The 23,508-nt window shown below is 61.7% G+C and carries 21 protein-coding genes; 12 read left to right on the top strand and 9 right to left on the bottom strand.

The genetic code is table 11. The features are described from left to right. Window positions 1-73 precede the first annotated feature (73 nt). Window positions 74-250 carry a DUF1674 domain-containing protein gene (locus tag BMZ91_RS17480; RefSeq protein WP_092841609.1) on the bottom strand — a complete coding sequence of 59 codons (177 nt, stop codon included), beginning with the start codon at window positions 248-250 and terminating at the stop codon, window positions 74-76. Between the two features lie 67 nt (window positions 251-317). On the opposite strand from BMZ91_RS17480, the gene BMZ91_RS17475 reads away from it, so the two are divergent. The 7 genes from BMZ91_RS17475 to BMZ91_RS17445 all read left to right on the top strand — a co-directional run bounded on the left by BMZ91_RS17475 (window position 318) and on the right by BMZ91_RS17445 (window position 8,852). Beyond that, window positions 318-1,586: an RsmB/NOP family class I SAM-dependent RNA methyltransferase gene (locus tag BMZ91_RS17475; protein WP_092841607.1), complete on the top strand. Its 1,269-nt coding sequence runs from the start codon at window positions 318-320 to the stop codon at window positions 1,584-1,586. 102 nt (window positions 1,587-1,688) lie between these two features. Further along, complete coding sequence (locus tag BMZ91_RS17470; RefSeq protein ID WP_092841605.1) at window positions 1,689-3,431, top strand: heparinase II/III family protein; 1,743 nt, start codon at window positions 1,689-1,691, stop codon at window positions 3,429-3,431. 33 nt (window positions 3,432-3,464) lie between these two features. After that, on the top strand, window positions 3,465-5,054 hold the full coding sequence (gene purH / locus BMZ91_RS17465; RefSeq protein WP_092841603.1) for a bifunctional phosphoribosylaminoimidazolecarboxamide formyltransferase/IMP cyclohydrolase: 1,590 nt from the start codon (window positions 3,465-3,467) through the stop codon (window positions 5,052-5,054). A gap of 10 nt (window positions 5,055-5,064) precedes the next feature. Beyond that, window positions 5,065-5,535: a signal peptidase II gene (lspA, locus tag BMZ91_RS17460; RefSeq protein WP_092841601.1), complete on the top strand. Its 471-nt coding sequence runs from the start codon at window positions 5,065-5,067 to the stop codon at window positions 5,533-5,535. A gap of 57 nt (window positions 5,536-5,592) precedes the next feature. Next, window positions 5,593-6,114, top strand: a complete 522-nt coding sequence (locus tag BMZ91_RS17455; protein WP_342741959.1) for a DUF3035 domain-containing protein — start codon at window positions 5,593-5,595, stop codon at window positions 6,112-6,114. Between the two features lie 96 nt (window positions 6,115-6,210). Beyond that, a complete protein-coding gene (locus BMZ91_RS17450) occupies window positions 6,211-7,542 on the top strand; it encodes a M16 family metallopeptidase (protein WP_092841597.1) in 1,332 nt (443 codons plus the stop codon). Further along, complete coding sequence (locus tag BMZ91_RS17445; RefSeq protein WP_092841595.1) at window positions 7,539-8,852, top strand: M16 family metallopeptidase; 1,314 nt, start codon at window positions 7,539-7,541, stop codon at window positions 8,850-8,852. The genes BMZ91_RS17450 and BMZ91_RS17445 overlap by 4 nt, the downstream gene beginning before the upstream one ends. A 147-nt stretch (window positions 8,853-8,999) precedes the next feature. On the opposite strand, the gene BMZ91_RS17440 is transcribed toward BMZ91_RS17445, so the two are convergent. Both BMZ91_RS17440 and BMZ91_RS17435 read right to left on the bottom strand, forming a co-directional pair. After that, on the bottom strand, window positions 9,000-10,541 hold the full coding sequence (locus BMZ91_RS17440; protein WP_092841643.1) for an alanine/glycine:cation symporter family protein: 1,542 nt from the start codon (window positions 10,539-10,541) through the stop codon (window positions 9,000-9,002). A 27-nt stretch (window positions 10,542-10,568) separates the two neighbouring features. Then, the gene (locus BMZ91_RS17435; protein ID WP_092841593.1) at window positions 10,569-11,003 is read right to left on the bottom strand and encodes a universal stress protein; all 435 of its coding nucleotides are present in this window, start codon (window positions 11,001-11,003) and stop codon (window positions 10,569-10,571) included. 283 nt (window positions 11,004-11,286) lie between these two features. Here BMZ91_RS17435 and BMZ91_RS17430 point away from each other — a divergent pair, with 283 nt between their 5' ends. Both BMZ91_RS17430 and BMZ91_RS17425 read left to right on the top strand, forming a co-directional pair. Continuing rightward, window positions 11,287-11,706, top strand: a complete 420-nt coding sequence (locus BMZ91_RS17430) for a protein tyrosine phosphatase family protein (protein ID WP_092841591.1) — start codon at window positions 11,287-11,289, stop codon at window positions 11,704-11,706. Continuing rightward, window positions 11,703-12,428, top strand: coding sequence for a 2-dehydro-3-deoxygalactonokinase (locus BMZ91_RS17425; protein WP_092841589.1), 726 nt, complete (start codon window positions 11,703-11,705; stop codon window positions 12,426-12,428). The genes BMZ91_RS17430 and BMZ91_RS17425 overlap by 4 nt, the downstream gene beginning before the upstream one ends. 80 nt (window positions 12,429-12,508) lie before the next feature. Here BMZ91_RS17425 and BMZ91_RS17420 read toward each other — a convergent pair whose 3' ends face one another. The 4 genes from BMZ91_RS17420 to dapE all read right to left on the bottom strand — a co-directional run bounded on the left by BMZ91_RS17420 (window position 12,509) and on the right by dapE (window position 18,057). Then, window positions 12,509-13,855 carry a lytic murein transglycosylase gene (locus tag BMZ91_RS17420; protein ID WP_092841587.1) on the bottom strand — a complete coding sequence of 449 codons (1,347 nt, stop codon included), beginning with the start codon at window positions 13,853-13,855 and terminating at the stop codon, window positions 12,509-12,511. A gap of 107 nt (window positions 13,856-13,962) precedes the next feature. Then, window positions 13,963-16,230 carry a ribonuclease R gene (rnr, locus tag BMZ91_RS17415; protein ID WP_092841585.1) on the bottom strand — a complete coding sequence of 756 codons (2,268 nt, stop codon included), beginning with the start codon at window positions 16,228-16,230 and terminating at the stop codon, window positions 13,963-13,965. 48 nt (window positions 16,231-16,278) lie between these two features. Continuing rightward, window positions 16,279-16,902 carry a TIGR04282 family arsenosugar biosynthesis glycosyltransferase gene (locus BMZ91_RS17410; RefSeq protein WP_092841583.1) on the bottom strand — a complete coding sequence of 208 codons (624 nt, stop codon included), beginning with the start codon at window positions 16,900-16,902 and terminating at the stop codon, window positions 16,279-16,281. A 3-nt stretch (window positions 16,903-16,905) separates the two neighbouring features. Further along, window positions 16,906-18,057 (bottom strand): succinyl-diaminopimelate desuccinylase, encoded by a 1,152-nt coding sequence (dapE, locus tag BMZ91_RS17405; RefSeq protein ID WP_092841641.1) that lies wholly within the window; start codon window positions 18,055-18,057, stop codon window positions 16,906-16,908. A gap of 346 nt (window positions 18,058-18,403) precedes the next feature. Here dapE and BMZ91_RS17400 point away from each other — a divergent pair, with 346 nt between their 5' ends. Together BMZ91_RS17400 and BMZ91_RS17395 are read left to right on the top strand one after the other, a co-directional pair. Further along, window positions 18,404-19,984 (top strand): Hint domain-containing protein, encoded by a 1,581-nt coding sequence (locus tag BMZ91_RS17400; RefSeq protein WP_092841581.1) that lies wholly within the window; start codon window positions 18,404-18,406, stop codon window positions 19,982-19,984. A gap of 1 nt (window position 19,985) precedes the next feature. Continuing rightward, a complete protein-coding gene (locus tag BMZ91_RS17395; protein WP_092841579.1) occupies window positions 19,986-21,083 on the top strand; it encodes a Hint domain-containing protein in 1,098 nt (365 codons plus the stop codon). A gap of 249 nt (window positions 21,084-21,332) precedes the next feature. Here BMZ91_RS17395 and BMZ91_RS17390 read toward each other — a convergent pair whose 3' ends face one another. Both BMZ91_RS17390 and BMZ91_RS17385 read right to left on the bottom strand, forming a co-directional pair. After that, window positions 21,333-22,298: a DUF6236 family protein gene (locus tag BMZ91_RS17390; protein WP_143076382.1), complete on the bottom strand. Its 966-nt coding sequence runs from the start codon at window positions 22,296-22,298 to the stop codon at window positions 21,333-21,335. Between the two features lie 300 nt (window positions 22,299-22,598). Then, window positions 22,599-22,928 carry a hypothetical protein gene (locus BMZ91_RS17385; protein WP_092841575.1) on the bottom strand — a complete coding sequence of 110 codons (330 nt, stop codon included), beginning with the start codon at window positions 22,926-22,928 and terminating at the stop codon, window positions 22,599-22,601. A gap of 167 nt (window positions 22,929-23,095) precedes the next feature. Between BMZ91_RS17385 and BMZ91_RS17380 the strand changes: the two genes are divergently transcribed. Next, a complete protein-coding gene (locus tag BMZ91_RS17380; protein ID WP_092841573.1) occupies window positions 23,096-23,494 on the top strand; it encodes a rhodanese-like domain-containing protein in 399 nt (132 codons plus the stop codon). Window positions 23,495-23,508 lie beyond the last annotated feature (14 nt).

Genomic DNA, 23,508 nt, shown 5'->3' with positions numbered 1-23,508 from the left:
CAGGCCTGATGGCCCGCCTCGCGAGGCCGCCTGCAAGGGCGGATGAGCGCGCCCGCGCGACAGCCGTTTGCGATCAGAAATCGACCGCGATCCCCTTTTTCTCCCAATCACCATAGCGCACCGGTTCGGGCCCCTTGCGCCCACCAAGCTCTTTCGGCAGGTCCATGGCCTCGGCCTTTTGGCGGCGCTCTTCGGCCTCGGCGAGGGCGCGTTGCGCGGCGGGCGGCAGGTCTGGCGTTTCTTGGCTCATGCTCGGGCTTCCTTTGTCGTGTTGCCCTTGATATACGCCGCTCCGAGCCCGCCGCCAAGGACATGCCATGAAAAATCCCCCCTCGTCTGCCCGCCGAAGCGCGGTTTACCTGCTCGATCAGGTGTTGGGCGAGGGCCGCCTGATGTCCGATCTTATCGCGGGCGGCGTTCTGGATCGCCTCGCGCCGCCCGATCGCGCCCGCGCGCAGCGTCTGGCCAGCGACACTCTGCGCGGGCTTGACCGCGCCGATCGTCTTTTGGGGCGTCATTTGCGCAAGGCGCCACCGCTGGCGGTTCACAATATCCTGCGCCTTGCCACGGCCGAGCTGGCTCAGGGCGGCGAGCCGCACGGCGTGGTGAACGAGGCCGTCGCCATCATCTCCAACCACCCGCGCTATGGCCGCCACAAGGGTCTGGTCAACGCGGTGCTGCGCAAGACCGCCGAAGAGGCGCCGCGCTCGTGGAACGATCTGCGCCTGCCGCGTCTGCCGCGCTGGCTGCGCGATCCGCTGGTGCAGGCTTGGGGCGGCGCCGCTGTCGGGCAGATGGAAAAGGCGCATTTCGCCGGGGCCGCGCTTGACCTGACGCTCAAATCCGACGCAGAGCATTGGGCCAAAGAGCTGAACGGCACGCTCTTGCCCACCGGCACGTTGCGCCTTGGGCATCAGGGTCAGGTCTCGGCCCTGCCCGGCTTTGACGTCGGCGCCTGGTGGGTACAGGACGCCGCCGCCGCCCTGCCGGCCAAGGTGCTTGCGCCACGCCCGGGCGAGACCGTGCTTGACCTGTGCGCCGCGCCGGGCGGCAAGACCCTGCAACTGGCGGCTGCGGGGGCCGAGGTCACGGCGCTTGATCTGTCGGAAAAACGCATGGCGCGGGTGCATGAAAATCTGACCCGTACCGGCCTTGTCGCCAATTGCGTGGTTGGCGATGCGCTGGACCATACGGGCGGACCCTTTGATGCCATCCTGCTCGATGCGCCCTGTTCGGCCACCGGCACGATCCGGCGTCACCCGGACCTGCCCCATGCCAAGGATGGCTCGGAATTCGGCGCGCTGATCGACTTGCAGGCGGCAATGATCGACCATGCGCTGACCCTGTTGAAACCCGGCGGGCGGCTGGTGTTTTGCACCTGTTCACTGTTGCCCGACGAAGGCGAATGCCAGATCGACGAGGCGCTTGCGCGCCATCCCGGCCTTGTGACCGACCGCGACGCCCTTGAGCGCCCCGGCATCGACCCGGCCTGGATCACCCCTGAGGGCGGCTTGCGCCTGCGGCCTGATTACTGGCCCGATCTGGGCGGCATGGACGGGTTCTATATCGCCTGTCTGCGCCGATAAACGCCGCAACGGCCGGGCACGCCAATCAGGCGGTGACTTGACGGCGCGCCCGGTCTATATTGCCCGCATCAACGCCGCAAAGAGCGTCCAGAGGCACGGCATATGTCGAAACCCGAAAACCTGTCGGCGCGCTGGACGCGCCTTTTGAACCGTATCGCGGCACGGCGCGCGGCGCTGAGCCGCCCGGCGACGGCCTTTCTGTCGCAACCCGAACCGCGCACCATCGGCAGCTTTGCCCGAGGCCGCCAGCTTTGCGCCGGAAATTTCGTCTTTGCCGGTCGGCTTGTGCCCGCCCCGGAGACATCGATCTGGGAGATCGAGGTCAGCGGTCCGGCCTTTGCCGAGGAACAGCACGGCTTTGGCTGGCTTGACGATCTGGCCGCCGTCGGCGACGCCGCCGCGCGGGCGCGGGCGCAGGACTGGCTTTGGGACTGGATCGCGCGCTATGGCAACGGGCGTGGGCCCGGCTGGACGCCGGACCTGACCGGGCGGCGGCTGATTCGCTGGATCAACCACGCGCTGTTCATGCTAAGCGGATCGCCCCATGATGCCTCGGTGCCGTTTTTGCGCTCACTGGCGCAGCAAACCACCTTTCTGGCACGCCGCTGGCCAAGCGCAAGCCCCGGCCTGCCCCGGTTCGAGGCCTTGACCGGGTTGATTTATGCGGGGCTTTCACTGGAGGGAATGCAGGCGCATGTCGGCCCGGCGATGGCCGCGCTGGCGCGCGAATGCGACAGCCAGATTGACGCGATGGGCGGATTGCCCACGCGCAACCCCGAGGACCTGCTTGAGGTCTTCACCCTGCTGACATGGGCCGCCGTCGCCCTCAGCGAATCAGGCCAGAGTGCCGGCGAGGCCCATTGGCGGGCCATCGAGAGAATTGCCCCCACCCTGCGCACCCTGCGCCACGCCGATGGCGGGTTGGCGCGGTTTCATGGTGGCGGGCGCGGTCTTGAGGGGCGGCTTGACAACGCCCTGGCCACCAGCGGCGTCAAGGGGCGGCATGCGGATGGGCTTGCCATGGGCTTTGCCCGACTCAGCGCCGGACGCACCAGCGTGATCATCGACGCAAGCCCGCCGCCCACGGGCGCGGCATCGGTCGGGGCGCACGCCTCGACACTGGCGTTCGAGCTGACCTCGGGGCGCAGACCGCTGATTGTGAACTGCGGCTCGGGGCAGAGCTTTGGCCCCGAATGGCGGCGCGCGGGGCGGGCCACGCCCTCGCATTCCACGCTTGTGCTTGCGACCGGGTCAAGTGCCCGTCTGAGCAATGATCCACGCCACAGTGACTGGCTTGTCGAGGCGCCGCGCCGCGTGCCGATCGAACTCTCGAAGGCACCGGATGGCCTGCGGTTCGAGGGCGCACATGACGGTTATTTGCGCGGTCACGGCCTCACGCATGTTCGCCGACTCGAGCTGACCACCGACGGGCGCGGCCTTGCCGGTGAGGACATGCTCCTGGCGGTCGAGACGAGCGACAGGCGCCGCTTTGATCAGGCGATGGATCAGGTGCGCCTGCATGGCATCAGTTTTGATATCCGGTTTCACCTGCACCCGGATGTCGATGCCTCGGTCGATTTGGGCGGCGCGGCGGTCTCGCTTGCGCTGCGCAGCGGTGAAATCTGGATCTTCCGCAATGACGGACGGGCCGCTTTATCCTTGCAACCCAGTGTGTATCTTGAAAAAACGCGCCTCAAACCACGTGCGACCAAACAGATCGTTCTCTCTGGCCGCGCGATGGAGTATGCGACCCCTATTAGATGGTCACTGGCCAAGGCGCAGGATACCCCGATTGGCATCCGCGATCTGACAGAAGATGCGCTTGAGCCCGCGACTGACGACTAACCTGGCAAAAGCCAAACGCAGGACTGCCCTATCATGACCGATCTCGCGCCCGTCACCCGCGCCCTTCTTTCTGTATCCGACAAGACCGGACTGGTCGATCTTGGACGTGCCCTCGCGGCGCGCGGGATCGAATTGCTGTCCACCGGCGGAAGCGCCAAGACCCTGCGCGAGGCGGGCCTGGCGGTGCGCGATGTGGCCGAGGTTACCGGCTTTCCCGAAATGATGGATGGCCGGGTCAAGACCCTGCACCCGATGGTGCATGGCGGCCTGTTGGCGCTGCGCGACAATGCCGATCACACCGCCGCGATGCAGCAACACGGCATCGGCGCGATAGATTTGCTGGTGGTCAACCTCTATCCCTTCGAGGAAACCGTCGCCAAAGGCGCCGATTACGAGACCTGCATCGAGAATATCGACATTGGCGGCCCCGCGATGATCCGCGCGGGCGCCAAGAACCACGGCTTTGTCAACGTCGTGGTCGATGTCGAGGATTACGACCCACTTCTGGCAGAGCTTGCCGCCCATGACGGGCAAACCACCTACGCCTTTCGCCAGCGTCTTGCGCTCACCGCCTATGCGCGCACCGGGGCCTATGATGCCGCCGTGTCGACCTGGATGGCCGATGCCTTGGCTGAGGCCGCGCCGCGCCGCCGCGCCGTGGCCGGCACGCTGGCGCAGACCCTGCGCTATGGCGAGAACCCGCATCAGGCGGCGGCGTTTTACACCGATGGCAGCCAACGCCCCGGTGTCGCCACCGCGACCCAGATCCAAGGCAAGGAACTGAGCTATAACAACATCAACGACACCGATGCGGCCTTTGAGCTGGTCAGTGAATTTGCCCCCGAGAACGGCCCGGCCTGTGCGATCATCAAACACGCCAATCCCTGCGGCGTGGCGCGGGGCGAGACCCTGACGCAGGCCTATGGCCGCGCGTTCGATTGCGATCGCACCTCGGCCTTTGGCGGGATTATCGCGCTCAATCAGCCGCTTGACGGGGCCACCGCCGAAGAAATCAGCCAGATTTTCACTGAAGTTGTGATCGCGCCGGGGGCCGATGCCGAGGCTATGAGTATTTTTGCCAAGAAGAAGAACCTGCGGCTTTTGGTGACCGAAGGTCTGGCCGATCCGCGACAGGCGGCGCGCACGCTTCGCCAGGTCTCGGGGGGCTATCTGGTGCAGGACAAGGACAACGGTCATATCACCGCCGATGACCTCAAGGTGGTGACCAAGCGCGCGCCGAGCGACCGGGAGCTTGCCGATATGCTCTTTGCCTGGAAAGTGGCCAAGCACGTAAAATCCAACGCCATCGTCTATGTCAGGGACGGCGCCACCGTGGGCGTGGGGGCCGGCCAGATGAGCCGCGTTGACAGCTGTCGGATTGCCGCGCGCAAGGCCGAGGACATGGCCGAGGCGCTTGGCTTGGCCGCGCCGCTGACCAAGGGCAGTGTCGTGGCCTCGGATGCGTTCTTTCCCTTCGCTGATGGTCTTTTGACCGCCGCCGAGGCCGGGGCGACCGCCGTGATCCATCCCGGTGGATCGATGCGCGACGACGAGGTGATTGCAGCGGCGGATGCGGCGGGCCTTGCCATGGTGTTGACCGGCATGCGCCATTTCCGTCACTAGGGGCCGGGGCATGCGCATCGTCTTTTGGACAGGGTTCTGGGTTTTCCTGCTGGATCAGCTTACCAAGTACCTTGTGGTCCATAGCCTCAACCTGCGCCAGCTTGGCGCGATTGACGTCTGGCCGCCGTTCTTCAACCTGCGCATGGCCTGGAATTACGGGATCAATTTTGGCCTGATGGCGGGGGATAATCCGCTCACGCGGTGGGTTTTGATCGCGGTGGCCGTCGTAATTTCCGGCGCGGTTCTGTGGTGGGTGCACAGCGATCCGGCGGGCCGCTGGCAGAAGATCGCAGCCGGGCTCTTGGTGGGCGGCGCGCTTGGCAATGTGGTTGACCGGCTGATCTATGGCGCGGTGGCGGATTTCATCAATCTGTCGTGCTGTGGCATCAACAACCCGTTTGCCTTTAATATCGCCGATATCGCGGTTTTCATCGGCGCTTTTGGCATGGTACTGTTGCCTTCGGGCAAAAACCCCTCGTGACCTTGGCGCGGCTATGCGATAAGGCTGATCGAAAGTTGCAGGAGAGTGGCGATGGCGATGCCGCATAAAACAGTTTTGGCGTGTCTTGTGGCAACCGTTCTTGCGGGCTGCGGCGGTCGTGATGACGTGACATTGACCCGCATTCGCCATACCGGGAACGGCCCGGACGAGTTTTCGATCATGCCGGGTAAACCCCTGCAAGCCCCGGAGGATTATGCCAGCCTGCCAAGCCCGACCCCCGGCGGCGCCAATCTTACCGATCAAAACCCGCTGGCCGATGGTGTGGCGGCCCTTGGCGGCAATCCCGCTGCATTGAACATTGGCGCGCCAAATGCGCGTGATGGTGCGCTGGTCAACCACGCCAATCGCTATGGCACACCAGAGAATATCCGCCAGACCCTGGCCGCAGAGGACAAGGAAATACGCCGCCGCCATGGCCGCGTGAACATCCTGCGCCTCGGGCCGACTGACGATTATACCAACTCCTACAAGCGCCAGTGGCTTGATCCTTACAGCGAAGAGCGCCGCCTGCGCCGTAATGGCACGATCACCCCGTCAAGCCCGCCACCGCCCAAATAGCCCCTTTGGCCGCTGACGATCCCGTCAGAGCGCTTGAAACATCAAAGCGAAAGCGTATCTACTGGTCAGACGCCAAGCATGGACCGGAGACACCAGATGCGTAGCCTTTTTGTCAGCTTTCTGCTTGCCATCACCCCGCTTGCGCCTGCCATGGCCGAGGGTCAGGTGACGAGTTTCACCCTTGAGAACGGCCTGGAGGTGGTGGTGATCGAAGATCACCGCGCACCGGTTGTCACGCAGATGGTCTGGTATCGCGCCGGATCGGCGGATGAACCGCCGGGCGCCTCGGGCGTGGCGCATTTTCTGGAACATCTGTTGTTCAAGGGCACAAAGACCCTTGAGCCGGGGGAATTCTCGGCCACCGTGTCGCGCAATGGTGGCTCTGACAACGCCTTTACCAGCTATGATTACACCGCTTACTTTCAGCGCATCGCGGCGGACCGCCTTGAATTGATGATGCGGATGGAAAGCGACCGCATGGTCAATCTGCAACTGGGCGAAGGCGATATCGCCACCGAGCGCGACGTGATCATCGAGGAACGCAACCAACGGGTGGAAAACAACCCTGCGGCGCTGTTCCGGGAACAAAAGAATGCGGCGCAGTATCTCAATCATCACTATGGTGTGCCGATTATTGGCTGGCAGCATGAGATGTATGATCTGGGGCTGGAGGATGCGCTTGCCTATTACCGCACCTATTACGCGCCCAATAACGCCATTCTTGTGATTGCGGGCGATGTCACCCCCGAGGATGTGCGCAAGCTGGCCGAGACCTATTATGGCCCGCTCCCGGCCAACCCAGACCTGCCCGAACGGGCGCGCGCGCAAGAGCCGCGCCAGATGGCCGAACGGCGCATGACCTTTCGCGACGCGCGCGTCGCGCAGCCCTATCTGAGCCGCTCCTATCTGGCACCGGAGCGCGACAGCGGCGCGCAGGAAGAGGCGGCGGCGCTTACCCTTCTGGCCGAAATCCTTGGTGGTGGAAGCACCTCGGTCTTGACCGAGAAGCTTCAGTTTGACAGCCGTATCGCGGTGCAGACCGGGGTTTATTATTCGGGCCTGTCGCTGGATGACACCACATTCAGCCTGGTGGTCGTGCCCGCAGCGGGCGTGACCCTTGAACAGGCCGAGGCGGCGATGGACGACGTTTTGACCGGCTTTCTTGAAACCGGCATTGATGCCGATCAGCTTGCGCGGATCAAGATGCAGATGCGCGCTGCGGAAATCTATGCGCGCGACGATGCCGGCGGGCTTGCCAACCGCTATGGTCGGGCTCTGACCCAGGGGTTGAACGTGGCCGATGTGCAGGCCTGGCCCGAGATTCTGCAAAACACCACAGAGGACGATATCATGACTGCGGCACGCAAGGTTTTTGATCGCAACACATCCGTCACCGGCTGGCTTGTGGCGCCGGAGGTGACCCAATGATCCGCTTTGTGCTTGCCTTTGTGATGCTGTTTGCCGCCCTGCCCGCACGGGCCGGTGTCGAGGTGCAGGAACTGACCACGCCCGGCGGGCTGAACGCCTGGCTGGTCGAGGATCATTCGATCCCCTTTGTGGCGCTTGAGCTTCGCTTTCGCGGCGGTGGGTCGCTGGATGCGCCGGGCAAACGCGGCGCGACGAATCTTATGGTCGGGCTGCTTGAAGAGGGCGCCGGAGAGATGGATGCACAGGGCTTTGCCCGCGCGACCGAATCGCTTGCCGCCAATTTCAGCTATGGCGTCAACGACGACGCGATCAACGTCTCGGCCCGCTTTCTGACCGAGAACCGCGATCAGGCGGCGGCGCTGTTGCGCGCAAGCCTGCTTGACCCGCGCTTTGATCCCGATGCGATCGAGCGGGTGCGCGCGCAGATCATCTCGATCATCCAGTCAAGCCAGAAAGACCCGCGCGATCTTGTGGGCACGGCGTTTGACGCATTGGTTTACGGCGATCATCCCTATGCCACCTCGCTTGACGGTACGCTTGAGAGCGTCGCCGCCCTGACCCGCGAGGATATCATCGCCGCACAGCGCGCGACCCTGACGCGCGACCGGCTTTATATCAGCGCGGTGGGCGATATCACCGGCGATGAATTGTCGGCGCTGCTTGACGGCCTGCTGGGTGATCTGCCCGCCACCGGCGCACCGCTTGCGGGCGAGGCAACGCTCAACCTGCCCGGCGGGGTCAAGGTTGTCGAGTTCGACACGCCGCAATCCATCGCCGCCTTTGCCCAGCCGGGCATTGACCGCGATCATCCCGATTTCTTTGCCGCCTATCTGCTCAATCACATCCTTGGCGGCGGGTCGTTCGAAAGCCGGTTGATGAACGAAGTGCGCGAAAAGCGCGGGCTGACCTATGGGGTTTATTCCTACCTGATGGACAAGGACGGGGCCGCGCTCTGGATGGGGTCTGTGGCCTCGGCCAATGATCGTATTGCCGAGGCGATGTCGGTCATTCGCGATGAATGGGCCAAAATCCGCGAAACCGGCGTCACCGAGGCCGAATTGCAGGATGCCAAGACCTATCTGACCGGGGCCTATCCGCTTCGGTTCGAGGGCAACGGCCCGATTGCCGATATCGCCGTGGGGATGCAGATGGAAGGCCTGCCGACCGATTACATCACCACCCGCAACGACAAGGTGAATGCCGTCACGCTTGAGGATGTAAACCGCGTGGCGCGCGATCTTCTGGATCCGGCCAAGCTTACATTTGTCGTAGTGGGCAAGCCGCAAGGGCTTGAGAGCACCATCAATTGATACGGCGGCGCGTGGGTTTCACCCACCCTACGGGCAACGGTGATTGATCAGGTCCAGCTTTCCCGAGCCACATTCAAATGCAAAAAGGGCCGGTGCGTGATGCACCGGCCCTTTCCAGTAGCCCAAAGACCAGGGTCGGAAACCCCGTTATTCGAACTTCTTGATCTCACCCGATTTCAGACGGCTGACATAGCTGTTGAGTTCGCGCTTGACGATCGGCATCAGGAAATAGAGCCCGATGATATTGACTACCGCCATCGCAAAGATCGCCGCATCCGAGAAGTCGATCACCGGCCCAAGGTTGGCCGCGGCCCCGATCACCACGAAGATGCAGAAGATCACCTTGAACACCAGTTCCTTGGTCTCGCCCTCGCCGAACAGATAGGTCCAGGCCTTGAGGCCATAATAGGACCAGCTGATCATGGTCGAGAAGGCAAACAGAACCACCGCAATCGCCAGCACGAAGGGGAACCAGCTGATCGCGCTGCCAAAGGCCGCGGATGTGAGGCCCACACCCGAGGTGCCGCCGACGGTCTGAATGGCCGTGCCTGCCTCATTGAGTAGGTAATTGCCATCGGGCCCGGCCACCAGCTGACCTGTGATGATGATCACAAGCGCGGTCATGGTACAGATCACGACGGTGTCGATGAACGGCTCAAGCAGCGAGACATAGCCTTCGGTGATCGGCTCTTTGGTGCGAACCGCAGAGTGCGCGATCGCCGCCGAACCAACGCCCGCCTCGTTCGAAAACGCCGCTCTCTTGAACCCCTGGATCAGAGCGCCAACCATACCGCCGGCAACGCCAAGACCGGTAAAGGCCCCATCAAAGATCTGTCCAAAAGCCCAGCCGATTTGCCCGGCATTCATCAAGATGATGATCAGCGCGGTGCCAACATAAAGGATGCCCATGAACGGCACGACCTTTTCGGTCACCCGCGCGATGGATTTAAGGCCACCGACGATCACGGCAAAGACCACACCGGCAAAGATCACGCCGGTGATCCAACCCGGGTACGCACCCACGATGCCCGAAATCTGCTGATGCGCCTGGTTGGCCTGGAACATGTTGCCCCCGCCAAGTGCGCCCAGAATACAGAATATCGAGAACATCACAGCCAGGATCTTGCCACCCGGAAGACCGCGCTCGGCAAAGCCCTTGGTCAGGTAATACATCGGGCCACCCGACACCCGGCCATCGGGATATTCATTGCGGTATTTCACACCAAGCGTACATTCGGTGAATTTTGACGCCATGCCCATCAGGCCCGCCAGGATCATCCAGAACGTCGCGCCCGGCCCGCCGATACTGACGGCAACCGCCACACCGGCGATGTTGCCAAGACCCACCGTGCCCGAAAGCGCGGTCGCGAGGGCCTGAAAGTGGCTGACCTCACCGGCGTCATTGGGATCGGAATAATCCCCTTTCACCAGCGCGATTGCGTGCCCGACCGAGCGAAACTGGACAAAGCCGAAATACAGCGTGAACACCGTGGCGCCGATCACCAGCCAGGCCACGATCCACGGAAAGGACGTGCCCGGAAAGTTGGAAAAGATAAGGTTTACGAACCAGCCTGTCGAGCTGGCGAACATCTGATTGACCTTTTCGTCAATCGATTGCGCATAGGCCGGCGCGCTGACCATCAGCAGCCCGGCTGCGGCGATTGCCGCATGGAAATTCTTTCGATGCATATGTTTTATCCCTGTCAGAATATTCATTTATGGAACGATGGTACACGGCACTGGCGCCGCCTGAACAAGTGCCCCGGCAACCGAGCCGAACACACGCGCGCCAAGGCTGGAATGGCCACTGCGCCCGATGATGATCTGGATCGCGCCAAAGTCTTTGGCGATTTTCGCCAGAAGGTCCGGGATATTGCCGTATTTGATCACGGTCTCGACCGTCACGCCCTTGTCCTTGAGATCCTTGACCACGGTCGTCATGATCGCGGTTTCGGCACGGTGAAGCTCTTCTTCGCGGCGCTTGTGGCGCTCTTCAAGCTCGTTCGGTGTCAGAAACGAATAGGGCGACCATTCCAGCACGTGGGCCAGAACAATTGTCCCCCCCTGCGCGTTGGAGCGGTCGACCGCAAACTCAAGCGCGCGCTGCGATGACGCGCTGCCGTCGTAACCGACGACGAATTTTCCAGACATAATGGTTTTCCCTCTCTCTTGATATTGCGAGCCTTCTTGGCGGGGCCCGATAAATTACTCTACCAGAGGTTTCTTTTTCGTTTGTCCCGGATTTTCGAATTTGCCAGCGCATTCGCGCCAAATTTTGGCCTATTTCGACAAATAGAGCACAAATCTTCGCAGCCAACAGATCAGGACCGGCGCAGGTTTGCCAGTTCTGCGGCCCTCACTGTGCGGTCCGGCCCCATTGAAACTCGCCGCATTTGCGCGCATATGCTGGGCAAACCGTGGCAAGGAGGGCCCGATGGACCTGCGCAAGATTACCGATGATTTCTCTGTCTCCCCGCAAATCGAATGTGAAGATGTCGCCGACATCGCCGAGGCCGGGTTTCGCTCGATCCTGTGCAACCGGCCCGACGGCGAAGAGTTCGGCCAATGCGCCTATGACGCGGTGGCCAAGGCGGCAGAGACGGCCGGGCTTGCCGTGCGCTCGGTGCCGATCGTGTCGGGCATGCTCTCAGAGGCCGATCTTGCGGCGTTTCGCGCCGCGCTTGACGAGATGCCCAAACCGATCCTCGCCTATTGCCGAAGCGGCACGCGCTGCACCATGCTTTGGAGCATGACAAACTTCGGCGATCTGGACGCGGATGAGATTGTCAGGGCAACCTCGGCGGCGGGGTATGACATGTCCGGCCTCATGCGCCAGATGCAACAGACCCGATGAGCGATTGGGCCGTCATCGGCCATGACGGGCAGTGCCACCGTGCCTTTGCCCTGTCCGGCGCCACTTTGACGCATCAAGGCTCTGGTGCGGATGAGGCGGCGGCGCTTGCCGGGCTTGGCCCGATGCCACAACTTTATCGGATTGGCGAGGGCCTGCCTGACACCCTGCCCTGCGCGCTATTGCCCGGCCCCGGTCGTGGGCTTGTCGGCTTGACCCAGGATAGCCCTGCGGATGTGATCGACGGCTGGACGCGGCTGATCCTGCTTGGCTTTGTCGCGCGTCATCCAAATTGGGATGGGGTCGCTTGCGTTCTCTCCGACACGCTGAACCATTGGGTACATCTCAGCGCGGATGAGGCCGTCAGTTGTCAAAGCTTTCTGACCCCGACGCTGATCTCATCCCTTGGCGGCACCACGCCTCCCGACAGCGCCGCGATTGCCGACAGCCTGAGCCGCCCCGAACGTCTGGCCGCCGATCTGCGCCGCGCGCAGGTCACCGGCATTCCCGCCGCCCTGACCGGGCATCTCCTCGGCGCTGAACTTGCCGCCGCGCGGCCCTATTGGCTGGGTCAGAACGTTGCCCTCATCGCCCTTGACGGGGACGCCTCGGGCTATGCCAAAGCCCTCGCCGCACAGGGCGTGCCGATCACGCAGCAGGATTCCGAAACCCTTCTGCCCGACGCCCTTGCAACCCTTGCACAGGTCTTGGGCTTCACCGACTAACCACTTTCATCTTTCCAAAAATACTCACCTCCGCCCTGACCGCAAACCCAGGCTGCGGCGGCGCCTCGATCTTGCCTGCCTCAGGACCGTTTCAACAACGCCAAAAGATCCTGCGAGGGAAAGCCGTCCGGCGTCGCGCCGACCGAGTTCTGAAAGCTGCGGATCGCCTCGACCGTATTGGGGCCGATGATCCCGTCGATCTTTTCGATGCCAAAACCCTTGCGCTGCAAACGCCGCTGCATTTCCATTCTCTGATCGAATGACAGCGGCTTGTACCCGCGCGGCCAGCTGGCCTGGATCTCCGGCCCGCCTTTCAGGCGATCCGACAGGTGCCCGACCCCGATCACATAGGCATCGGCCTTGTTATAGCGCTCGATCACCGCGAAATTGTTGAAGATCATGAAGGCCGCCCCCTGCGCACCCGCAGGCAAGAGGATCGAGGCTTTGCCATAATTCGGCACCGGCTTGCCATTGAGGCCGACAACCCCCTGCGCCGCCCATTGCGCCGGTGACTTCTTGTTCTTGCGGCTCGCCGTGGCATGGTTGAACCCGCGCGGCAGACGCACCTCAACCCCCCAGGGCTGGCCCTTGGTCCAGCCGAACCGCTTGAGATAGGCGGCCGTCGAGGCAAGCGCATCGCTTGGGTCATCCGACCAGATATCGCGTTTGCCATCGCCGGTAAAATCAACCGCATAGGCCAGATAAGAGGTCGGGATAAACTGGGTGTGGCCCATTGCGCCCGCCCAAGATCCCTTCATGTCGCCCGGGTCTACATCCCCCGCCTGCAAGATCTTGAGGGCGGCAATCAGCTGGCTTTCAAAGAACTTCCCGCGCCGCCCGTCAAACGACAGCGTTGCAAGCGCCTCGATAAGCGGGATGTCCCCGCGCCGTTCGCCATAGGTGCTTTCAAGCCCCCAGACGGCCGCGACGACTTCTTTTTCAACCCCATATGTCTGTTCGATCCGCGTCAATGTGCGGCGATGCTTGCGCAGGGCCGCCTGTCCGTTCCTGACCCGCACCGGTGAAGCAGCGCTATCCAGATAGTCCCAGATTTGGCTTTTAAATTCGGACTGATTGCGATCTTTTTGGATGACCGAGGTGTTATATTGCACACCGCGAAAGGCGCGGTCGAAAACCGCTGTGCGGATGCCCTGCTGTGCCGCACGGCCCCGAAACCCTGAAATCCAGCGGTCAAACGCTTTATTGGCGCTTGCCGGAATGATCCGCGCCTCGCCCTCGGCCAGATCGCTGGGCCGCATCTGGGGGCGCAGAGACCTGATCGGCACATCGACCGAAACCACCGCCGCCGCCGTGACAAGCCCCGATCCGGGGCGCATCTGCGGCCTTAAAGACACTTCGACAGCACCCGCCAAAGCGGTGCTGACCATTAGAAAAACACCTGAAAACCCGAAGATCGACGCCTGCATGCCCTAGCCCTTTTTGAGATTGGCTTTGCTGGATCATAGCGTGATTGTCGACGAATCAAAAGCAATCTTGCCGAGACCGGGCAAACCGTTGCCACTATTTAGGCAATCTATCGCTTGCCGCGCGCGGTTTTGCGTTTCACCTTTGCTGCCTTGCGTTTGGCGCTGGCCAATTTGCGATGCGCGGGCTTGCCACGTGCGCTGCCCCGTGCCCCACGTGGCCCGCGCGGCATGGTCTTGCCCTCAAGGCTGATCAGCTCAAGCGCGATCCCGCCGGTGACCGGCGCGACCTCGGACAATTTGACCGTCACCTGCTGCCCAAGCCCGATCGTAAGGCCGGTGTCAGAGCCCATCAGAGTGCCCGCCTCGCGGTCAAAATGGAAAAACTCACGCCCAAGGCTGCGCACCGGAATAAGACCATCGGCGCCGGTTTCATCAAGTCGCACGAAGACGCCGAACTTGGCCACGCCGCTGATCCGGCCGGTGAATTCCTCGCCAAGCCGTTCGGACAAAAAGGCCGCAAGATAGCGGTCATTGGTGTCGCGTTCCGCCACCATCGAGCGGCGCTCGGTTTCCGAAATATGCTGGCCCGTGGCCTCAAGGCGGGCCTCCTCCTCGTGGCTTAGCCCGTCATCGCCCCAGCCATGCGCCGAAATCAGCGCGCGGTGCACCACAAGGTCGGCATAACGCCGGATCGGCGAGGTGAAATGCGCATAGGCCTGAAGGGCAAGGCCGAAATGCCCGAAATTTTGCGGCCCGTAATAGGCCTGCGTCATCGAGCGCAGGGTCGACATATTGATCACCTCGGCATGATCCGTGTCGCGCGCGGCATGCAAAAGCGCGTTGAGATGCGCGGTCTTGAGGACCTGCCCCTTGGCAAGCACAAGCCCCGCCGCCTCGGCCACGTCGCGCAGGGTTTCAAGCTTTTCGGGTGCGGGTTCTTCATGGACCCGGAACAGCAGCGGCGATTTGCGCGAAATCAGCGCCTCTGCGGCGGCCACATTGGCCAGCACCATGAATTCCTCGATCAGCTTATGCGCCTCAAGCCGCTCGGTGAAATTGACCGACAGAACCTTGCCTTCGTCGCTCAGCACGACCTTGCGCTCGGGCAGTTCAAGATCAAGCGGTTGGCGCCGGTGGCGGGCTTTCCTGAGCGCGTCATGCGCGGCGTAAAGCGGCTTGATCACCTCGTCCATCAGGGGGGCGCATTGATCATCGGGTGCGCCATCCATCGCGGCCTGCACCTGTTGATAGGTCAACGAGGCGACCGAGCGCATCAATCCCCGCTCGAACCGATGGCCGATCTTGTCGCCTTGGGCGTTGATCTGCATGCGCACCGCAATGCAGGCGCGCGGCACGCCCTCATGCAGGCTACAGAGGTCGCCCGACAAACGATCCGGCAGCATCGGCACGACGCGGTCGGGGAAATAGCTTGAATTGCCGCGCTTGCGGGCCTCGGCGTCAAGCGCGGTGCCGGGGCGCACATAATGCGCCACATCGGCAATTGCGACCCAGATCACATGCCCGCCCTCGTTCTTGGGGTCGTCATCGCCGTGCGCCCAGCAGGCATCGTCATGATCGCGCGCATCGGCCGGATCAATGGTGATCAGGGGCATGTCGCGCATGTCCTTGCGCCCGTCAAGACCGGCAGGCGTCATCGCGTCGGCCTCGGAGATCACCTCGTCGGGGAAATCGTCGGGAATGCCGTGCTGGTGAATGGCAATCAGCGACACCGCCTTGGGCGCCGAAGGATCGCCAAGGCGTGCCACGACCCGCGCACGCGGCAGGCCCATGCGCCCGGCCGGTCCGGCCTGTTCTGCCTCGACCAACTCACCATCCCTGGCGCCGCCGGTGGCATCGTTTGACACCAGCCACTCCTTGCCGTCGCCCTTGTCGATCGGCACGATCCGCCCGCCGTCCGAACCCTGGCGATAAATCCCCAAGACCTTATGCGGGTTGGTGCCGATGCGGCGGATCAGGCGGGCCTCATAATGATGCGCCTCGCCTTTGACCTCTTGCAAGCGCGCCAGAATGCGGTCACCCTCGCCCAAAGCCGGATCACTTGCGCGCGGGATGAGCAAAACCACCGGCTCGACGCCTTTGCCCTGCCATTCCAGCGGCTTGGCCAAAAGCTCGCCATCGGCGGTCTGGCCCTGAACCTGCAACACACTTACAGGCGGGAGGCGGTCAGGGTCGCTATAGGTTTTGCGGCGCTTTTCAAGATGGCCCTCTTCCGCAAGCTCTTTAAGGATGCGTTTAAGGTCGATCCGCGCCGCGCCCTTGATGCCAAAAGCCTTGGCAATGTCGCGCTTCGAGGTGAGGGTCGGGTTATCCGAAATCCATTGCAGGATTTCAGTTTTATCTGGCAAATGGCTCATGGGTTTGCCCTATCACGAAGCAAACCCGCCGTCATCCGGGAAAACCGCTCATCCGGCCTCTCGGCCGACCTCGCGAGGTGCGCACGCAAGGGCGCGACGAGCCGCCCCCAGATCCGCGATGGTATCGACATCGCGAAGTTGGTCCACAAGCGCCACCCTTGCGCCGCCAAGGCTCTGGATCGTGTCGGCCAGGGCATGCTCGCTTGACCAGCGCACGCCCTGAAACAGCGTTGCGGGCACGTTCATGCGCGTCATTCCCACAAGCCAGAACCCGCCATCGGGCGCCGGGCCAAAGACCGCGTCATTGCGCCCAAGCGCACTGAAGGCGCGCGCGATATGCGCCGCCCTGACCTCTGGAATATCGGCCCCGATGATACAGACCGGCCCCGGCGGGCGCGATCGCATGATCCGCCCCATACGGTCGCCGAGATCGCCCTGCCCCTGCGCCATACGGGCAAAGCGCGCGGGCCAGACTCGGCTTTGCAGCCCTTCGGCATCGGGGCTGACGGCCAGTGTCACCTGCCAGCGGGGATCGTCGATCTGGCGCAAAAGCCGCGTCACCTGATGGCGAAACCACCAGGCCGCGCTGGTCATGCCGATATCGCGCCCAAGCCGGGTTTTCACCCGACCGGGACGTGGCTCTTTGAGCATGACGATAAGCTGACGTTGCATGATCTAGACGAAATAGTCGCGCAGGATACGGCCATAAATCGCCTTGAGCGCATGAATCTGAGCCACCTCGGCGCGTTCATCGACCTGGTGCATGGTCTGCCCGACAAGGCCGAATTCCACGACTGGGCAATGGCTTTTGACAAACCGCGCATCCGATGTGCCGCCGGTCGTTGAAAGCTCTGGCACACGGCCAGTTTCGGCCTCGACCGCGGCGGCCACAAGATCGGAGAGCGCGCCCGGCGGGGTAATAAAGCTTTCGCCCGACACCTTGACCGTCATCTCTCCGGTCACGCCGAATTCACCGGCAACGCGGTCAAGCTCGCCTTGCAACCAGGCGATCAGGGAGGTGCTGTCATGGGCATCGTTAAAGCGGATGTTCACGGTGGCGCGACAGTTGGCCGGGATCACATTCGTTGCCGGATTGCCGGTGTCGATGGTCACCACCGCAAGGGTCGAGGCATCAAAATGCTCGGTGCCCTGGTCAAGCTCGTGACTGGCCAGCCGATCCATCAGCCGCGCCATCGCAGGCAAGGGATTTTTCGCGCGGTGCGGATAGGCCGCGTGGCCCTGCACGCCGGTGATGGTGAACCACGCCGAAAGCGATCCACGCCGCCCGATCTTGATCATGTCGCCAAGGGCTTCGGGGCAGGTCGGCTCGCCGACAAGGCAGACGCGCATCGCCTCGCCCTCTGCCTCCATCCAGTCAAGGATCGCCACCGTGCCATCAACCGCGTCGCCTTCTTCGTCGCCGGTGATTGTGACGATGACGGCGCCTTCGGGCGGGGTCGTGCGCACGAAATCCACCGCCGCCGCGACAAAGGCCGCAACCCCCGATTTCATATCGGTGGCGCCCCGCCCCCAAAGCCAGCCGTCCTTTTGCACCGCGCCAAAGGGCGGCACGCTCCAGGCCTCGGCATCGCCCACGGGCACCACATCAGTATGCCCGTTAAAGCCAAAGGCGCGGTCGGCCCCCTTGTCGCCCCAGCGGGCAAAGAGATTGCAGACACCGCCACGATCAGTTCGGGTTGTGGCAAAGCCCGCCGCGCTCAGCACCCCCTCCAACAGGCTCAGAGCGCCGCCCTCCTCGGGCGTCACAGAGGCACAGCGCACCAGTTTTGCGGTCAGGTCTACGGGGTCAACAGGGCTATGGGGCATCGGTTTCTCACTTGGTTTCAGCGCGTTTTCAAGCGCCCTAGCGCGGATCGCGCCCAAGCGCAAACATCGCACAAAGCCACACACCCCAAGATACCCTGGGGCAAAGCATATTAAACCTTAACAAGAGCAAAATATTTTGCTATCGAATGTGTAATAAAAAGACACCCGAGGCAGGGCAAAACGAACCAGGGCCAGCAGATCCGCAAAGGACAACACCGGCCCCGACACGAGCAGCAAGGCGCCATCAGGCACATCATAAAGCGCCTTTGCAGGTCACGACCAACGTGGGGAAACCCCGTGGTTGGTTTATACGTTGCGCTGCCTCTGACCCAAGGTCGAGGCAAAGATGGTTTCAGGCGTAGAAATTCCGATTGATCGCTTCGCATCCGCGACCGAGATGGCCCAGACCATCTTTGGCGATGGCGTGCAGATCATCAGCGCATCCTATACCGGTGATCGGGATTCATCCGGCATCTATACCAACGGCGATACGATCTCGCCCGGCGTCACGCCCTCCGACACCGGGGTGATGTTCTCGACCGGGGATTTGCGCGGCTTTACCAACAACAACTTTTTTCAATCCAACCAGAGCTCGTCAACCACGACAAACTCAAGCGGGCCAAACGGCGACCCGACCTTTAACGCCGCCGCCGGGGCGCAAACCTATGATGCGTCTTATATGGATGTTGACTTCATCCCGACGGGCGATGTGATGACGATGCAATTTGTCTTTGCGTCAGAGGAATACCCGGAATACGCCGTCGGCTCGTTTCAGGATTTCGTCGGCGTCTGGATCAACGGCAACCTTGTGCCGCTTGGCGTGGGCGATGGCGACATCGACCCCAACAACCTCAACGCCGGCTCGGCCAGCAACCTGTTCATCGACAACACCCAGGATCAGTTCAACACAGAAATGGACGGCTTTACCGCCACCCTGACCCTTACCATTCCGGTGAATGCGGGTGAGTTGAACTCGATCCGCATCGGCATCGCGGATGTCACTGACAGCAATTACGATTCAACCGTTCTGATTGCCGGCAACAGCGTGCAGACCACGCTGGTGGCGATGGATGACAGCACCACGCTGTTCCCCGATGGCACCCGCACGCTTGATGTGCTGGGCAACGACCTGAACGGCACTGCGGGCACGCTGACGATCACCCACCTCAACGGACAGGCGGTGGTGGCGGGTGATATCGTGACGCTCAATTCGGGCCAGCAGCTTCAGTTGAACGCCGATGGCACAATCGAGGTCGTCGGCGATGGCGACACCGAGGTATTCAACTTTACCTATGACGTGCAAAGCAGCACCGGCGAGACCGACGTCGGCATTGTCACCGTCGATTCCGTGCCCTGTTTCGTGGCAGGCACCCTTATTCGAACGCCGACCGGCGAAGTCGCGGTCGAGACGCTTGCCCCCGGTGATCTGGTCATGACCCAGGATGACGGGGCCCAGCCCCTGCGCTGGATCGGTCAGCGCCGGGTCGCGGCGCAGGGTAATTTTGCCCCGATCCGCATTGCGCCCGACACCTTTGGCAGCCATCGCGAATTGCTGTTGTCGCCGCTGCATCGGGTTTTGATCCGCGACAGCCTTGCAGAGCTTTTGTTTGGCGAGGGCGAGGTTCTGGTGGCGGCACGCGATCTGGTCAATGACCTCTCGGTACGCCGGATCGAGGGCGGCACGGTCAACTATGTCCATATCCTGTTTGATCGCCATCAGGTGGTCTTCTCAGAGGGCCTCGCGACCGAAAGCTTTTTGCCGGGGCCGCAGATCAGCAACAGCTTTGAGGCCGATATCGTTCAGGAAATCTGTACTCTCTTCCCCGAAATCGACCCGGAAACCGGCGCGGGCTATAGCCCGGCGGCACGGCGGACCCTGAAACGCTATGAAGCGCGCCTTTTGCTGGCACAGGGGCGCGCCGCCTAGGATGGGATGGATCGGCATCTCTGATCAGAGCGAAGGGCGCTTTGCCCTTGGCGGTCTTCGTCCGGGTGATCCCTGCGCCGCTGACGCCGCGATGCCGGATGATTGCGCGCTGATGCCACGTGGCACCTTGATGATCGAAACGCGCCTGTCGTCCGAGGGGCGCCCGCAAACCCTGTTGGCCTTTAGCCGCAGCCACCCCTGGAGCGGTGGCTTTTCGCTTCAGGCGCTGCCGGGTGGCGGCATCGTTCTTGTCGAGACACAAGCCGGGGATGTGCGTCACGCCACCCTGCCATATCGCCCCAATGATCGCACCGATACGCTGCGTTTGACCTATAGCTGGGATGCGCCTGCCAAATGGGGGCGGCTGTCGCTGGAACGGCCCGAAAGCGACCGCGTGCATGCGATTTCCCTGCCGCCGCCGCACCCGATGCCGCTTGCGGATATGCGCACCATCATCACCGATCCGCGCCAGCGACAGCTTGACCCAGACGTCATCTTTATTGCCCTCTCGACTCAGATCGAGCCAATCGGCCCGATGGCAGGGCTAAGCGCCAATGTGCCGGTTTGCACGCCGACCGGCTTTGTGCCCGCAGGCGCGCTTCGGCGCGGCGATTGCGTGGATACCGATGATGGGCAGATCGTGCCGGTCCTGCAAACCGTAAGCCGCAGCGTGCCCGCATTCGGCAGCTTTCGCCCGGTGCGCCTTCGGGCGCCCTATTTCGGCCTGCGCCGTGATATCACCGTCGCCCCGCAACAGCGGTTGGTGATCCGGGGCTCCGAGGTGGAATATCTGTTTGGCTCAGAGGCGGTCCTTGTCCCGGCGCGCCACCTTGTGAACGGGTTCTCGGCGCTTTACGCAGAGGCCCCGGATGTGGTGACCTATCATCATCTGTTGCTGCCGGGACATGAGGCGATCATCGCCGCCGGCACCGCGACCGAGAGCCTTTATATCGGCCGGTTGCGGCGCAATCCTGATCTTTTTGACGCGGGCATCCTGTCGGGATGTGATCGCGCCCGGCTGCCCGAACACCCCAAGCCGGTCTGGCCGGTTCTCAAACCCTTTGAGGCGATCACCCTAGCACTCAACCGCGCCGCATAGGGCTTTTACGCAGTGTCGGTCCTGCCGACCATGGCGATTGACGCGGCAAAGGCCCGCTTCGAGCCCAGACTGACCAATGCTGCGCGTTGGACGAATGTCCAGTATCATGCGAGCGACCAAAAACCTTCAACAACCACTTAGGTTTTGAACTGGTTTTTTGGCAGCGCCAATCAGGGCGTTTTGGGAGTAATCTTAATGTCTACTCGTGTAAGCAAATCAGAGGTTCAGTTACATCAATCTGATACTTGATTACACCAACTCTTTGTGTAGAGAACTGACCACCTTGAAAGGGCTGTTACGGGTAATAAGGTTTTTTGCGCCGATACCGCGCGAAAAAGAAACAAGCGACGTAGCTCCACCCAGAAGGCCGCCTACCAATGGTAACCCTGTTGCGACCGTACCAGCAGCCTCCCAAGCGACAATTCTGTTTGCGGCGCTCTCAATACTATCGAGCGATAGTGAGAAGCTTAAATCGCCCACGTAGAATTTGCGTTTGCTTTCCTTTGCCACCTTAATCATGTCACTACACTGCTTATCCACAACACGCAGCAATCTGGACATCTCGAAGTCGGCGTCCTTTGCATTGGCGATCTGAGAGAAAAACTTGTCTAACTCCTGCGTCAGCGCAACAATCTCATCACTACGTTTTTGCTTGAACTCAAGGAGATCGTGCAGCGGATAGTCAGGCGCGGGTAATGGGATCGACCTAACAAGGGTCATCAGTTGCCCTCGCCCTGCAACAAAATTGTCGTTCTTCATTACAAATGAATCATCGCCTTGAGACATTGTCCATTGTCCAGGTTCATCGCGTTCTAGATCAATGAATTCATCAACATGCTGTTGAATGAAGTGTTTAGCTTGTTCAATCCCAAGAGTTATATCGTATGATTCAGTGGTCCTCATAAGCGAATTCATATTGCCTATGCCCGCAGCATCGTTGTGCCGAGTTGGTCGCGGTCGGATAAGCAATCCTTCTGCCTCAAGGAGCTTTTCGTCGCTATTGGAACCAAGGCTTATTATTTTGCTGTCCGGCCAAACAAGTCTGTCCCAAAAAAGCGTCGCACGTCTCAGTTCCGCGGGGTCAACGCTACTGGACTTAGCCAATATTACCTTGCCGTCATAAACAATGGGCGCACTCAGCAATATTCCTCGCCCGTTTTTTGGCCTCATTCCAAAATATGGATCTAATCTTTTACGGCGCTTCGCTTCGCCCATACTAATACCCTCATACGAATTCAATTTATTTTATAGAACCATCTCTTTAAGAGAGCCTAGCCGTATTTTGCCACATTTGCACACCCTTCCAAAAACCACCGTTTTTGGAAGGGTCCGCCAAACCGGACATTGACGAACGTGCAATAGAAGGCCGCTTTGTCCGCATAGCTGTCGTAGGGCCAGATCGCAGCCAACAAGCACTCACCGCCCTCAGGGCCAAATTCTGGGTTTGGGATCGACGTGGGCTTTGACCTCAAACCTTGTGCGCGTCAAGGCGGCGCAGACCTTGCAAACAGGGCCTTAGTCGAAAAACGGCGTGACCTGTGCGACGATCACGGCATTCTCGTCGCGGGCGCGCTGCATCAGGTGGCGCTCTTCGTCGGTGATGTCATGGCCTTCGGCCTCGCGTTCGCTGAGCGTGCCATAGCCCGACACATCAAGCGGCGCGGTATCGGCCTGCTTCAGGATCGCCACGGTTTCGCGCACCGCCTCGGCCTCATCCACGCCACTGGCATAGATCATGAGCGCCGCGCCGGTTGCCTTTTCGGGCAAGCCGTCGCCGTCTTTGCGGCCGATTTCCACAAGCAGGGTATAGACCTGCTGGCGCGAGGGTTTTTGCTCTTTGCTCATCCGCCCGCCGTACCCCGCCCCACGTCTTTTGACAAGCCATAGCAGGCAGGCCGTACGCCAAATCGTTCAGTGTATAGCCAAACCCGTGGCCCCCGCGGTCCGGGCTTTTCAATTCGCGCTTTGGCTTCTAGGCTGCGCCGACCCCGATCGCACAAAGGAATACCCCGATGAAACACATCAAGGATATGGTAGCCGAGGCCAATACAGTGGTGGATCACGCCCCGGCAACCGAGATGTTGGATTTGCATGGCCAAAGCGGCGTCACATTCGTCGATCTGCGCGATCCGCGCGAGTTGGAGCGCGACGGCATGATCCCCGGCGCCTTTCACTGTCCGCGCGGCATGCTTGAATTCTGGATCGACCCCGAAAGCCCCTATGCCAAGCCCCAGTTCCAGTCCGGCAACCGGTTTGTGTTCTACTGCGCCTCTGGCTGGCGCTCGGCGCTGTCGGCGCGCACCGCTCAGGATATGGGGCTTGAAAACGTCAGCCACGTCGAAGACGGGTTTTCCGGCTGGAAAAAGGCCGGTGGCCCGGTGGGCGACAAGCCGCAAAAATCCGCCGGTTAAAACCTGCGGCACGC

Source organism: Roseovarius lutimaris, from assembly GCF_900115165.1.
Taxonomy (GTDB): Bacteria; Pseudomonadota; Alphaproteobacteria; order Rhodobacterales; family Rhodobacteraceae; genus Roseovarius; species Roseovarius lutimaris.
The sequence above is the reverse complement of the archived record's forward strand: the minus strand, read 5'-3'. Positions and strand labels throughout refer to the sequence as shown.

Excerpts from the sequence above, each read along its gene's own strand:
- BMZ91_RS17455 (WP_342741959.1), top strand. The coding sequence starts at position 5,593 with ATGCCGCATAAAACAGTTTTGGCGTGTCTTGTGGCAACCGTTCTTGCG.
- BMZ91_RS17425 (WP_092841589.1), top strand. The coding sequence starts at position 11,703 with ATGAGCGATTGGGCCGTCATCGGCCATGACGGGCAGTGCCACCGTGCC.
- BMZ91_RS17390 (WP_143076382.1), bottom strand. The coding sequence starts at position 22,298 with ATGGGCGAAGCGAAGCGCCGTAAAAGATTAGATCCATATTTTGGAATG.
- BMZ91_RS17410 (WP_092841583.1), bottom strand. The coding sequence starts at position 16,902 with ATGCAACGTCAGCTTATCGTCATGCTCAAAGAGCCACGTCCCGGTCGG.
- BMZ91_RS17480 (WP_092841609.1), bottom strand. The coding sequence starts at position 250 with ATGAGCCAAGAAACGCCAGACCTGCCGCCCGCCGCGCAACGCGCCCTC.
- lspA (WP_092841601.1), top strand. The coding sequence starts at position 5,065 with ATGCGCATCGTCTTTTGGACAGGGTTCTGGGTTTTCCTGCTGGATCAG.
- dapE (WP_092841641.1), bottom strand. The coding sequence starts at position 18,057 with ATGCCCCATAGCCCTGTTGACCCCGTAGACCTGACCGCAAAACTGGTG.
- BMZ91_RS17420 (WP_092841587.1), bottom strand. The coding sequence starts at position 13,855 with ATGCAGGCGTCGATCTTCGGGTTTTCAGGTGTTTTTCTAATGGTCAGC.
- BMZ91_RS17400 (WP_092841581.1), top strand. The coding sequence starts at position 18,404 with ATGGTTTCAGGCGTAGAAATTCCGATTGATCGCTTCGCATCCGCGACC.
- BMZ91_RS17435 (WP_092841593.1), bottom strand. The coding sequence starts at position 11,003 with ATGTCTGGAAAATTCGTCGTCGGTTACGACGGCAGCGCGTCATCGCAG.
- BMZ91_RS17440 (WP_092841643.1), bottom strand. The coding sequence starts at position 10,541 with ATGCATCGAAAGAATTTCCATGCGGCAATCGCCGCAGCCGGGCTGCTG.
- BMZ91_RS17445 (WP_092841595.1), top strand. The coding sequence starts at position 7,539 with ATGATCCGCTTTGTGCTTGCCTTTGTGATGCTGTTTGCCGCCCTGCCC.
- BMZ91_RS17385 (WP_092841575.1), bottom strand. The coding sequence starts at position 22,928 with ATGAGCAAAGAGCAAAAACCCTCGCGCCAGCAGGTCTATACCCTGCTT.
- BMZ91_RS17475 (WP_092841607.1), top strand. The coding sequence starts at position 318 with ATGAAAAATCCCCCCTCGTCTGCCCGCCGAAGCGCGGTTTACCTGCTC.
- BMZ91_RS17470 (WP_092841605.1), top strand. The coding sequence starts at position 1,689 with ATGTCGAAACCCGAAAACCTGTCGGCGCGCTGGACGCGCCTTTTGAAC.
- BMZ91_RS17380 (WP_092841573.1), top strand. The coding sequence starts at position 23,096 with ATGAAACACATCAAGGATATGGTAGCCGAGGCCAATACAGTGGTGGAT.
- BMZ91_RS17395 (WP_092841579.1), top strand. The coding sequence starts at position 19,986 with ATGGGATGGATCGGCATCTCTGATCAGAGCGAAGGGCGCTTTGCCCTT.
- BMZ91_RS17450 (WP_092841597.1), top strand. The coding sequence starts at position 6,211 with ATGCGTAGCCTTTTTGTCAGCTTTCTGCTTGCCATCACCCCGCTTGCG.
- purH (WP_092841603.1), top strand. The coding sequence starts at position 3,465 with ATGACCGATCTCGCGCCCGTCACCCGCGCCCTTCTTTCTGTATCCGAC.
- rnr (WP_092841585.1), bottom strand. The coding sequence starts at position 16,230 with ATGAGCCATTTGCCAGATAAAACTGAAATCCTGCAATGGATTTCGGAT.
- BMZ91_RS17430 (WP_092841591.1), top strand. The coding sequence starts at position 11,287 with ATGGACCTGCGCAAGATTACCGATGATTTCTCTGTCTCCCCGCAAATC.